The organism is Rhodococcus sp. 105337, from assembly GCF_012844225.1.
In the GTDB taxonomy this organism is placed as follows: Bacteria; Actinomycetota; Actinomycetes; order Mycobacteriales; family Mycobacteriaceae; genus Rhodococcus.
The window spans coordinates 1-11534 of sequence record NZ_JABAGQ010000013.1; the positions used below are offsets into that span (position 1 = coordinate 1).

General features: G+C 67.5%; 12 protein-coding genes and 1 riboswitch. Of the genes, 6 read left to right on the forward strand and 6 right to left on the reverse strand.

Annotated elements, in window-relative coordinates:
* Positions 1 to 227: 227 nt before the first annotated feature.
* Together HF886_RS17845 and HF886_RS17850 are read left to right on the forward strand one after the other, a co-directional pair.
* Positions 228 to 371, forward strand: a complete 144-nt coding sequence (locus tag HF886_RS17845; protein ID WP_169620198.1) for a hypothetical protein — start codon at positions 228 to 230, stop codon at positions 369 to 371.
* A 46-nt stretch (positions 372 to 417) separates the two neighbouring features.
* On the forward strand, positions 418 to 810 hold the full coding sequence (locus HF886_RS17850; protein WP_169620197.1) for a hypothetical protein: 393 nt from the start codon (positions 418 to 420) through the stop codon (positions 808 to 810).
* 69 nt (positions 811 to 879) lie between these two features.
* On the opposite strand, the gene HF886_RS17855 is transcribed toward HF886_RS17850, so the two are convergent.
* The 4 genes from HF886_RS17855 to HF886_RS17870 all read right to left on the reverse strand — a co-directional run bounded on the left by HF886_RS17855 (position 880) and on the right by HF886_RS17870 (position 5220).
* Positions 880 to 2547, reverse strand: coding sequence for a cytochrome bc complex cytochrome b subunit (locus tag HF886_RS17855; RefSeq protein ID WP_169620196.1), 1668 nt, complete (start codon positions 2545 to 2547; stop codon positions 880 to 882).
* The gene (locus HF886_RS17860) at positions 2544 to 3674 is read right to left on the reverse strand and encodes a ubiquinol-cytochrome c reductase iron-sulfur subunit (RefSeq protein ID WP_169620195.1); all 1131 of its coding nucleotides are present in this window, start codon (positions 3672 to 3674) and stop codon (positions 2544 to 2546) included. Before HF886_RS17860 ends, HF886_RS17855 begins: the two co-directional genes overlap by 4 nt.
* Positions 3671 to 4543 carry a cytochrome c gene (locus HF886_RS17865; protein WP_206036642.1) on the reverse strand — a complete coding sequence of 291 codons (873 nt, stop codon included), beginning with the start codon at positions 4541 to 4543 and terminating at the stop codon, positions 3671 to 3673. The genes HF886_RS17860 and HF886_RS17865 overlap by 4 nt, the downstream gene beginning before the upstream one ends.
* A 62-nt stretch (positions 4544 to 4605) precedes the next feature.
* The gene (locus HF886_RS17870) at positions 4606 to 5220 is read right to left on the reverse strand and encodes a heme-copper oxidase subunit III (protein WP_169620194.1); all 615 of its coding nucleotides are present in this window, start codon (positions 5218 to 5220) and stop codon (positions 4606 to 4608) included.
* A 136-nt stretch (positions 5221 to 5356) separates the two neighbouring features.
* On the opposite strand from HF886_RS17870, the gene HF886_RS17875 reads away from it, so the two are divergent.
* Together HF886_RS17875 and trpD are read left to right on the forward strand one after the other, a co-directional pair.
* Entirely contained in the window at positions 5357 to 5812 is a 456-nt protein-coding gene (locus tag HF886_RS17875; RefSeq protein WP_240955208.1) for a hypothetical protein, read from the forward strand.
* 62 nt (positions 5813 to 5874) lie between these two features.
* The gene (gene trpD / locus HF886_RS17880; RefSeq protein WP_169653052.1) at positions 5875 to 6951 is read left to right on the forward strand and encodes an anthranilate phosphoribosyltransferase; all 1077 of its coding nucleotides are present in this window, start codon (positions 5875 to 5877) and stop codon (positions 6949 to 6951) included.
* A 68-nt stretch (positions 6952 to 7019) separates the two neighbouring features.
* On the opposite strand, the gene HF886_RS17885 is transcribed toward trpD, so the two are convergent.
* Together HF886_RS17885 and HF886_RS17890 are read right to left on the reverse strand one after the other, a co-directional pair.
* On the reverse strand, positions 7020 to 7295 hold the full coding sequence (locus HF886_RS17885) for an Lrp/AsnC ligand binding domain-containing protein (RefSeq protein ID WP_072699135.1): 276 nt from the start codon (positions 7293 to 7295) through the stop codon (positions 7020 to 7022).
* A 33-nt stretch (positions 7296 to 7328) separates the two neighbouring features.
* Positions 7329 to 9080: a DEDD exonuclease domain-containing protein gene (locus tag HF886_RS17890; RefSeq protein WP_169653053.1), complete on the reverse strand. Its 1752-nt coding sequence runs from the start codon at positions 9078 to 9080 to the stop codon at positions 7329 to 7331.
* A gap of 504 nt (positions 9081 to 9584) precedes the next feature.
* A riboswitch (cyclic di-AMP (ydaO/yuaA leader) is annotated at positions 9585 to 9747 on the forward strand.
* A 14-nt stretch (positions 9748 to 9761) separates the two neighbouring features.
* On the opposite strand from HF886_RS17890, the gene HF886_RS17895 reads away from it, so the two are divergent.
* Positions 9762 to 10337, forward strand: a complete 576-nt coding sequence (locus tag HF886_RS17895) for a C40 family peptidase (protein WP_169620191.1) — start codon at positions 9762 to 9764, stop codon at positions 10335 to 10337.
* A 201-nt stretch (positions 10338 to 10538) separates the two neighbouring features.
* Complete coding sequence (locus HF886_RS17900) at positions 10539 to 11528, forward strand: C40 family peptidase (RefSeq protein ID WP_169653120.1); 990 nt, start codon at positions 10539 to 10541, stop codon at positions 11526 to 11528.
* The last annotated feature ends 6 nt before the right edge of the window (positions 11529 to 11534 follow it).

Sequence of the window (11534 nt, forward strand, 5' to 3'; positions counted from 1 at the left end):
GTATCCAGCACGACTCGTTGATCACTACGTCTACTGCAGAGCCGATCCGAAGTCCACCACTCCACGGGGCACTATCCGGGACTCGGCGTCGCGATACGGACGGTGTCGAAGCGGACGGTCTCCAAGGGACTCGCCCGGCGGCGCTGACACACAGCGAACGGGTCGGACCGGCGCCCGGGTTCGGCGGGCCTGGGTTTGGCGGGCCGGGCATCGGAAACCCGATATCCATGAACAGCACCGAAGGACCCGCAGACCGTTACGACCCCAGCCAGGATCCGGACGCCGATCCAGAGAATCTCCGGTCCGGCGCACCCCTGCAGCCGGACCAGGCCGAAGGGGAAGACGATCCCGAGGAGACCGATCCCGAGTGACGTACAGGGCCGCCGGGGAGCGGCTCCGCGGGGGGAAGGCACCACGATGACAACGATCGCACCGGGTAGCGACACACTCGGCCACCGCCTCGCCCGGCTTCACGGCTCGCTGAATGTCGCCGGAGGGCTGTGGCCCCTTGTACACAGGCAGAGTTTCGAAGCCGTTTTCGGGGCGAAGGTGGATCGGTGGCTGCAATACACCGTCGCCGGGCTCCTAGTGGGCAACGGGATCGCGCAATTGCGGGCCGAGGACAGTCCCGAAGGGCACCGCCATGCTCGACGGGTCGGCGTGGCCACAGCCGCGACCCTCCTGGCCGTGGACCTGATCTACGTGCCGGCAGGCAGGATCCCCAAGACCTACCTGCTCGACGCCGCGATGGAAGCCGCACTGCTGGCGGGCTGGGGGATGCACGCCGCCGGTGGGGGAGGGAAGCGTTAGCGTCCCTGCACACGAGTGGGGCCCGAACCTTGGAAGGTTCGGGGCCCCACTCGTGATGAAACGTGCCGGTCAGTGCTTCGTGTCGGGCAGGTTCGTCGTCGTCTCGGAACCGTTCGACTCGCCGTGCACGCGCTCCTGGTACTCACGGAGCGTGGTGCGCAGTTCGGCCTCGGCCTCGTGATGAGCCGCTTCGAGTGCAGCCGTCTCCTCAGCGGGGTCCGGACGCCACCAGCTGCCGGCCCCGGGCTTACCGGCGGTACCGAGACGGTTCATCGTCTTCGGGATCGCGGCGCCCTGGTACTCGAGCGGAACCGGGTGGCCGTGCTCGTCCACCGGGCCGAGCGGCTGGTGGATCTCGACGTACTCACCGTGCGGCAGGCGACGGACGATGCCCGTCTCGATGCCGTGCTCGAGGACCTGGCGGTCGCTGCGCTGGAGGCCCAGGCAGAACCGGTAGGCGATGTAGTACGCGAGCGGCGGCAGCACGACCAGGCCGATACGGCCCATCCACGTCGTTGCGTTGATCGAGATGTCGAACTTGTACGCGATGATGTCGTTGACACACATGATGGTCGCGACCGCGTAGAAGGCCAGGGCCATCGCGCCGATGGCGGTACGAACCGGCACGTCGCGCGGACGCTGCAGCAGGTTGTGGTGTGCGTCGTCCTTGGTGAACCGCTTCTCGATCCACGGGTAGATCGTCAGGATCACGAACACCAGGCCCATGATCAGGGCGATCCAGAAGGGCTGCGGGATCGTGTAGCGGTTGAACAGGTACAGCTCCCATGCCGGCCAGATACGTGCCAGGCCGTCCGTCCACATCATGTAGATGTCGGGCTGAGAACCTGCGGAGACCTGCGATGGGTTGTACGGGCCGATGTTCCAGACCGGGTTGATCTGGAGGAGGCCGGACATCAGCGCGAGGACCGCGAAGGTCATCGCGAAGAACGCACCGGACTTCACTGCGAAGACCGGGAGGATGCGCACGCCGACGACGTTCTGCTCGGTGCGGCCGGGGCCGGGGAACTGGGTGTGCTTCTGGTACCACACCAGCGCGAGGTGCGCGGCGATGAGCGCCAGGATGATGCCCGGAACCAGCAGGACGTGCAGGACGTAGAAGCGCGGGATGATCAGGTCACCCGGGAAGTCGCCACCGAACAGGGCCCAGTGCATCCACGTGCCGATGACCGGGATGCTCAGCGTGATGCCGGAGAACGCGGCGCGGAGACCGGTACCGGAGAGCAGGTCGTCGGGGAGCGAGTAACCGAAGAAGCCTTCGAACATCGCCAGGATGAGCAGCAGCGAGCCGATCACCCAGTTGGCCTCACGAGGACGCCGGAACGCACCGGTGAAGAAGATGCGCAGCAGGTGCACCACGATGGACGCGGCAAACATCAGGGCAGCCCAGTGGTGGATCTGCCGGACGAACAGGCCGCCACGAACCTCGAAGGACAGGTTCAGGGTGGTCTCGTAGGCACGGGACATCCCCACGCCGCGCAGCGGCTGGTAGACGCCGTCGTACACGACGTGAGCCATCGACGGGTCGAAGAACAGGGTCAGGTAGACACCGGAGATCAGCAGGATGATGAACGCGTAGAGCGCGATCTCGCCCAGCAGGAACGACCAGTGTGTCGGGAAGACCTTGTTGATCTGCCGACGGATGCCTGCCGACAGGTGATACCGGGAATCGATGTTCTCGGCGGCCTGTGCGGCGCGGGATGGAGTTGCAGTACTCACGGGCGACGCTCCCAAAATGCCGGGCCGAGTGCCTCGGTGAAGTCACCGTTGGCGACCAGGAAGCCCTCTTCGTTCACTGTAATAGGCAGCTGCGGCAGTGCACGAGCAGCGGGACCGAAAATCGGCTTGCAGTACTCGAGTGCGTCGAACTGCGACTGGTGGCACGGGCAGAGAATGCGGTTGCTCTGCTGCTCGTACAGCGAGGTGGGGCAGCCGAGGTGGGTGCAGATCTTCGAGAAGGCGAAGTAGTCGCCGTAGTTGAAGCTCTCCTGGCCCTTGCGCTTGATGGCGCGTTCGGCATCCTCCGTGCGCAGACGGATGAGCATGACGGCGTTGCGGATGCCGCGAAGGCTCTGCAGCAGCGCGTGGTCGTCGCCACGGTCGGATTCACGGAACGGGAAGACCGTCTCCATGCCGCCGGCGTCGAGATCCTCCGGGCGAACCAGGACGATGTCCTGGGGCCGTCCGGTGTCGCGGCGCAGGTAGATGGTTTCGCCCTCGTAGTTCGGGGTCCAGCCCGAGACCCACAGCGGAGACTTGTCGCCCTGTGCCCACGGGTTCTTGATCAAGCCGCCGAGCGGCATGATCAGGCCGACGCCCAGTGCGCCGCCGCCGAAGATCGCGGTGCGCTTGATCAGCTTGCGACGCGGGAGCGTCGACGTGTCGAGCGAATCGGCGAGCTCGGCGACGATCGTCTTGCGATCGACCTCCGTCGACGGGCCGTCGTGGCGATCCTGGATCGACACCTCTTCGGGGATGAACTTCTTCGTGAACTGCACCGCGCCGACACCGATACCGAGGATCGACAGACCCAGGGTGAGGCCGAGCATCGGGGTGTACAGGTTGTACAGGGTGTAGTTCGGGTCGCCCGGGCCCTGGTACTCCCACGGCCAGAACAGGTAGATCGCGATGAACGCGATACCTGCGATGCCGGCGAGCGCGAACCAGATCGCGACGCTTCGCTCGGCGCGCTTCTCGGCGCGGGTGCCCTCGACGGGCCACCGATCCTTGCGGAATGCGACATCGACACCGTCGAGATTCGTCCCGAGCGCGACGAGGTCGTCGCGGCTCATCTGTTCGAGGTTCTCGACCGAGTGCTTGTTAGTCGGCGTTTCGCCGCCACTCATGACCTTGCTCCGATCCACAGTGCAGCGCCGACGACGGCGACAATGCCGATGACCCACATCGTCGGACCTTCGGCGGCCGGGCCGAACCCGCCCAATCCGTAGCCGCCGGGGTTCGTCGTCTCGCTGGCCGACTTGACGTACGCGATGATGTCCTGCTTCTCCTCGACCGTCAGCTGACGGTCGGAGAACTTCGGCATGTTCTGCGGCCCGGTGAGCATGGCCGTGTAGATCTGCTGTTCATTGGCCGGATCGAGGTTCGGCGCGAACTTTCCGGACGACAGCGCGCCGCCGCGGCCGGTGAAGTTGTGGCACGAAGCGCAGTTCTGGCGGAACAGTTCCGAACCGCGGCCGATGTCGTTGCCACGGAGCGAAGACTGGGAGATCTCGCCGTCTTCGTCACGGATGACCGTCGGGCCGCCGCCGTTCGCCTGGATGTAGGCACCGAGGGCGTCGGTCTGGGCCGCGTTGAACTTCGGTTCCTTGCGGAGCGCCTGGGCCTCGTTGCGCGAGGCCGGCATGCGACCGGAGGACACCTGGAAGTAGACGGCTGCCTCACCGACACCGATCAGGGTGGGACCGCGGTCCTGCACACCCTGCAGGTTGATGCCGTGGCATGTCACGCAGGAGGTCTCGTAGAGCTGCTTGCCCTCGCGGATCAGTGCGCTCTGATCGTCCTGCGCAGTGGCCACCTGCGGGGCAGGGGTCAACGCGGAGGCGAGGAAGCCGGCGCTGAGCAGGCCGACCGCCAGAACCAGGGCGCCCGTGACGCGCCGGCGGAATTTGCGCTGGCGGCGGGACTTGGCAGCGGAAGCTGTCGAGGATCGACCGGGCATGTCACCCTCGGAACCGAGAGGTGGGGATGAACTCATCTGTATCCCTTTTTGTTTTGGGACGGACTGGACGTCAGGGGGCTGCCTGTGCGTTCAGCTGGCTAACGGATGAAATAGATCGTGGCAAACAGTGCGATCCACACGATGTCGACAAAGTGCCAGTAATACGAAACGACGATGGCTGCGGTGGCCTGCGCGGGCGTGAACTTGCTGACGCGGGTACGGACCAGCAGGAACACGAAGGCGACGAGGCCGCCGATCACGTGGAGGCCGTGGAAGCCGGTGGTGATGTAGAACACCGAGCCGTAGACGCTGCTCGAGATGGACGTGCCGTCCGAGACCAGCGTGATGTATTCGTAGCCCTGCCCGAGCACGAAGAACGTGCCCATGGCGAGGGTGATCAGGTACCACCGTCGCAGCCCGAAGACGTCGCCGCGCTCGGCAGCGAACACGCCCATCTGGCATGTGAAGGAGGAGGCGATCAGCACCGTGGTGATCGGAACCGCCAGCCACAGGTTCAAGTGGGTGGGCGGCGGGGGCCACATGCCCTCCGGCGCCTGCGCCCGTGCCACGAAATACATGGCGAAGAGCCCTGCGAAAAACATGAGCTCGCTGGACAACCACACGATGGTGCCGACGCTGACCAGGTTGGGCCGGTTCAACGAGTGCACGCGCTGTGTGATTGCAGATCCTGAAGTCCCTACTGCGCTCGTCACGCTGGCTAGTATGACCCGTCGTAGTACGTCTTGGGCAATCGGGGCCGAAATAGGCGCGTCAGTGCTGGTCGCGCCCAGATAATTTCCCTGGTGGGGTCACTGTGCGGGCCTTCGGGGGACGTGCGAACCTGGTGCTATGAGTACCGGAAGTGGCTTGTGGGACCGGCTCCGCGCGATGGTGTCCAGGCGCCGGGCCCCCCTCGACCGGGAGCGTACGGATCTCGTCGTAGTGGTGTCCTCGTTCGACGACGCCGAGGCGTGTTCGACGGCCTTGACGCGCGGTGCCGAATCGGAGCCGTATTGGACGGAATCCGACGAGGCGGTACTGCGCCACCATCTCACCCTTCCGCCCGACGCTGTCGACCGAGCCGTCGAACTGGCCGCACAGGACGGCTATACCGTCAGCGGCGCCCCGATGGAGGCGCCGGTCGCCGGGGACGAAAGCCTGACAGCACTGGTGTTGCAGCGCACCCAGGTTCTGGACGCGATGCACTGCGCCCAGGAGAAGTCCCGCATGGTCTCGCTCGCGCAGCGACTCGGTGGCACCGCGCTGGGGTGGGACGCGCTACAGCCCCCGGTATCGCCTGACTAAGCTTCGCGGCGGAGGGCACACCGGTGCCCGGTAGGGAGCGGCATGCGGCGAGGTCAGGTGCGATGAACGCGACTCGAGTGGTGGACGGGACGGGGACCACCTGGTCGTCGGTCCTCGGTGCGCTGACTGCCGGGCACGATCTCTCGCGCGAACAAGCACAGTGGGCGATGGAGGAGATCTTCTCCGACAACGCGACCGCCGCGCAGATCGCCGCCTTCGGTGTCGCGCTGAAGATGAAGGGGGAAACCCCCGACGAGCTGCGCGCGCTCGCGGACACCATGCTCGGCTACGCCCGGCTCGTGCCCGTCGACAACGACGTGGTCGACGTCGTCGGCACCGGCGGTGACCGCGCCGACACCGTGAACATCTCGACGATGGCGGCGATCGTCGTCGCGGCGTCCGGCATCCGCGTCGTCAAGCACGGCAACCGGGCGGCATCGTCGAAGAGCGGCGGCGCCGACGTGCTCGAGGCACTGGGCGTCCACATCGACCTCGGGCCGGAGGCGGTGGCCCAGTCGGTCGCCGAGGCAGGCATCGGTTTCTGCTTCGCGCCGGTCTACCACCCCGCGCTCCGGTTCGCCGCGGCCCCGCGCAAGCAGATCGGCATCCCGACAGCGTTCAACGTGCTGGGGCCGCTGACCAACCCGGCGCGCCCGCGCGCGGGTCTGATCGGATGCGCTTTCGAGAACCTCGTCGGCACGGTCGCCGGTGTGCTCGCCCAGCGCGGGAACTCCGCGCTGGTGGTACGCGGCGACGACGGCCTCGACGAACTCACCACGTCGACCACATCCACCGTCCACATCGTGCGGGACGGCGAGGTCCGGGTCGTCACCCTCGACCCGACCGATCTCGGCATCACCCGGGTACCGCTCGAGGCGCTACGCGGCGGAGACGCAGAGAAGAATGCCGCCATCGCCCGCGCGGTCCTGGCGGGGGAGACCGGGCCGGTGCGCGACGCGGTCCTGCTGAACGCGGCCGGCGCGATCGCAGCGTTCCGGGGGATCGGCGACAGTCTCGAGGAGGCACTCGCGGCCGGACTCGAGGCCGCTGCTGCCGCGATCGACACCGGCCGGGCCGAAGAAGTCCTCCGCACGTGGTCCGAGGTGACCACCCGGCTCGGTGCCGCGCCGGGAATATAAGGAGTACGCGAACGGAGTGTGGGCCCGGACTCGTCGGAGTCCGGGCCCACACTCGTCCGCCGGGCGGATCAGCTACCGATCGAGAAACCCGCGTCCACGTCCGCGCTGGAGTAGGACTGGAAAGCGATGTGCGTGACGGTCTTCGTCACGCCTTCGACCTTGTTGATGCCGCGCGTGACCACTTCGGCGATCTGCTCGTGGTCGCGGACGCGCACCAGGGCCACCAGGTCGACGTCCCCGGCGCACGAGTACACCTTGTCTACCCCGGCCAGGTCGGCCACCGCTTGCGCGGTCTCCGGAATGCGGTGCGCTTCGGCGTCGATCAGGACGATGGCGTTGATCATGAGGGCTCCTTGCCTTCCTCGGGTTCCATCAGACTAGGTGGTCGTCCGCTCGTCGGGCGCCACCGCCGATACCGCGCGGGCGTCACGTGCCTTCTCGGCCCACTCGTTCCAGCGACCGGCGCCGAGAGCCGGTTCGCACCACCCGTGGCTGGTGCGGACGATACGGACGCCCCCGGAGTCCAGCCAGCGTGCCACCAGACCCAGTTCTTCGGGTGAGGCGCCCCGGAACGGCCCCGGGATCGGTCGCACCGTCTCCGCAGCCGCGACGATCGCGTCCACGACGGGCATCGGCGGCACCCCCCGAGGCGCCACCCCGGCGGAGGCGAGTCTTCCCGCCCGCACGACCGCGAACTCCCACCCGCCCTCGTCGCGTGGACGCGCCGCGACGAGTTCGTCCACCGCGGCGAGCGCGGCGAGTCGCTGGGTGCGTCGCAGGGCCAGCAGCGTGCCGGCCGCGCGGTCGCGCAGACGTGCCGCATTCTCGAACAGTTCGTCGAGAACGAGCCGGTCGAGCCGGCCGTGCAGGTCGCGGAGAACCTCGTCGTCGCTACCCCGGATCACGGCGCGGGCCCGTTCGACCTGCGTCGAGTACGCGGCCGCGTCCTGAACTCCGAAGGTCGCGGCTGCACACGCACCCACGGCCTCGGGCAGGCACCGGTCCCCGTGCTTGCCCGTACGGCCGATCCGGCGCGTACAGGTGCGGATCCCGCACAGTTCGGCGAGGTGGGCCGCGACCTCGGACGCCGCTGTGCGCGCCGAGAACGGCCCGATCGCATCGGTCGCGGGGGTGCGGCTGACCGCGAAACGCGGGAACGGGTCGTCTGTGAGCACGATCCACCACCCGCGGGTGGGGTACTTCGAGCGGCGGTTGTAGGGCGGCGCATGCGCTGCGAGCAACCGGAGTTCGCGCACACCCGCTTCGAGGCCGTGGGCGCACTCGACGTGGTCGATGCGGGTGGTCACCGCGACCATTTCACGCAGCCGTGGACGCGTCTCCGACCCGGTGAAGTAGGAGCGGACCCGGCGGTGGAGATCGACGGCGGTGCCGACGTAGAGCACTTCGTCCGACGGTCCGCGGAACATGTAGACACCCGGTCGCCGGGGCAGGTGCGCGGCGAGCGTGCGCTTGGCCCGTTGTTCGCTGGTGACGGCCGGGATGTAGTCCCGGAGCTCGGTGAGACTGTGGACGCCGAGATTGCCGACGCGCTCGATGAGCGCGTGCAGGACGTCCACGGTGGCGCGGGCGTCGTCGAGCGCGCGGTGTGTCGGCTGCGTCGAGACGCGGAAGAGCTGGGCGAGTGCCGAGAGTTTCACCGAGGGTGCCTCGTCGCGGCCGAGGACGCGACGCGCCAGTTTGACTGTGCAGACCACGGGGAAACGCGGCCACGCCGCGCCGCAGTGGGCAGTCGCGGCCTTGAGGAAACCGACGTCGAATCCGGCGTTGTGGGCGACGAGTACCGAACCCGCGGCGAACTCGAGAAACGCCGGCAGCACCTCGTCGATCTTCGGTGCGGCGTACACCATCGCGGTGGTGATGCCGGTGAGCTGCACGATGTGCGGTGGGATCGCACGTCCCGGGTCCACCAGCGTCGCGAACTCGCCGAGGACCTCTCCACCGCGGATCTTGACCGCGCCGATCTCGGTGATCGCGTCGTCGCCCGCCCGGCCCCCGGTAGTTTCCAAGTCGACGACGACGAAGGTGGTGTCTCGGAGCGGGGTGTCCAATTCGTCGAAGCCGAGCTGGACTCCGCGACCGGATTCGGTGAACCGTGGCGGCGACGTCATGCGGCGAGCCTAGGAATCGGCACCGACACGGCCTCCGGCCCCTCCGTCACGGCGTGTGCCCGGGCCGTGACATCACCTCGGAAAACGACGCCGGCAGGGGTCTGGACGGGCGCAAGAGACGAGCGTCACAGGGGTCTTTCGGTTTGGGACACAGGGCCGTTGGACTGCCCCGAAACATACCGATCGGCCCGGCGCGGGAGCCGCGCCGGCACGGGGCGACCGTGGGGGCACGCCCGCCGGGATAATAGGCCGGAGACCTGGGAAGGCGTCCGCACGGACGTCGTAGGAACCATGGTGGGCCCCGCCGCGGCGCGCGCGGCGGCAGCGGTAAAGCAGACCGGTCGTTATTGCTTCGTTACCGAAAGGGAGCGCCGGGCGAAAAAGTGACGAAAATTAAACCAAAAGGGACAATGCTCACGCGAGGCACTCGACTTCTCCGTTGCCGTTTCGTAATCTTCTCGAGACCAAGCGGAGAGTTTTCCGGCCCACTCCCGTGTCGGAGCCGCTCGGTCACCGCCTAATCGGAGGCTCCAGTCGCGGAGCATCCGAGCCGGGGACCCACTTAGTACCTGGGGTGAATCCCTTCAGCCGCTCGCCGGCGAAGGGTAGGGCTGACTTCCGGCCCGAACCCGTCAGCTAACTCGGTCGGCGGGTGAACGGAAGAAATGGAGCACCCCCCTCGTGGTTTCGCAGAACAACAAGCGCACCGTTCGGCGCGCGCTCGTCGCCGGAGCCATCGCGCTCGGCGCAGTCACCGTCTCGGCCGGCCCCGCCATGGCGGACACCGTCACCATCCCCGGTGTGGGATCCTTCGACCTCCCCGCCGGCGTCACCCTGCCGCCCGAGGTCGCCAACCTCATCCCCCAGCAGGCCGGAACCGCCCCCGCGCCTGCGGCATTCACCGCTCCGTACACCTCGGTCGGCCAGCGTGCGGCCGACGCCGCCCAGAGCAAGATCGGGTCCCCCTACGTGTACGGCGCCGCCGGCCCGAACTCGTTCGACTGCTCCGGTCTCGTGCAGTGGGCCTACCAGCAGGCCGGACTGAACGTTCCCCGCACCAGCTACGACCAGGCATCTGCCGGTCAGGCCGTGAACATCTCCGACCTGATGCCGGGCGATGTCGTGTCGTTCTACGGCGGAAGCCACACCGGGATCTACGTCGGTGGCGGCAACATCGTGCACGCGTCCACCTCGAGCCAGCCGGTGAAGATCGCGCCGCTCGACTCGATGCCGGTCGATGGAGCACGCCGCTTCTGATCCGTCGGTATGCAGCTACGTGAGGGTGGGTCCGGCTCAGGCCGGGCCCACCCTCACGTCGTAGTCCGGGTTGCTACCACCGGGTAGACACAAACGTATGCCGTTCCGTAACCTCATCGAGACCTTTGGAAAGGATGCGCCTTCGTGGTTTCCGATAGGACGAAGCAGGCAATTCGTGCGTTGCTGGCGGTTGCGGTCTTGATGGCACTGGCCGTCTCCACCTCGCCCGCGGGGGCGCAGCCGGTGGACGACAGCCCCACAGCAAAGCTCGAACACCTGGCGGACCTGTCCCGTCGGTCCGAACAGACCACCGAAGCCCTTCACAACGCCGGGCTGGACCTCGAGAAGAAGATCGCCGACCAGCAGTCCACCGAGGCGGTCGCCGCCGAGGACCGCGACGCGCTGGATCTGGCGCGCGCCGAGGTCGCCCGGTTCAAGCCCACCGTGGACAAACTCACGCAGGCGAACTACCGGGGTGCCCGCACCAACCGGCTCTTCGCCCTCATGGTCAGTGATTCCCCGCAGCAGATGCTCGACCAGATGGTGCTGCTCGACGTCCTCGGCGCCCAGACGGCCCGCGACGTCGAACGATTCAAGGTCGCCACGGCCGCGGCCGCCGAAGTGGCCGCCTCGTCACAGCGATCTGCGGAAGCCGCCGCCGTCGCCGCCGAGGAGGCACAGGTACTCCGGGACGATCTGCAACGCCGCAAGGCCGAACTCGAATCCGATATCGCCGGCGTCCTCGACGCCTTCGACGCGCTGAGCGACCAGGAAAAGGAAGTGCTCGCGGGCACTCCCTTCCCGCCCGGTCTCGACGCCGACACGATCCTGCAGCACCTCGTCCCCGGCACCGGTGGGGGAGCGCTCCGCGCTGCCATGACCCGGATCGGCGACCCGTACGTGTGGGGCGCGACCGGACCGAACCAGTTCGACTGCTCGGGTCTCGTCGTGTGGGCGTACAACCAGGTGGGCAAGACCCTGCCGCGCTCGAGCCAGGCCCAGGCACAGGGTGGCATTCCCGTCTCGCGCGACAACCTTCAGCCCGGCGACGTGGTGATCTTCTACGACGACGCCTCCCACGTGGGCCTCTACGCGGGCGACGGCAACATCGTGCACGCGTCCACGTTCGGTGTGCCGGTGAAGGTGCAGTCGATGGCAAGCTTCCCTTTCCACAGCGCACGCCGCTACTGACCGGGC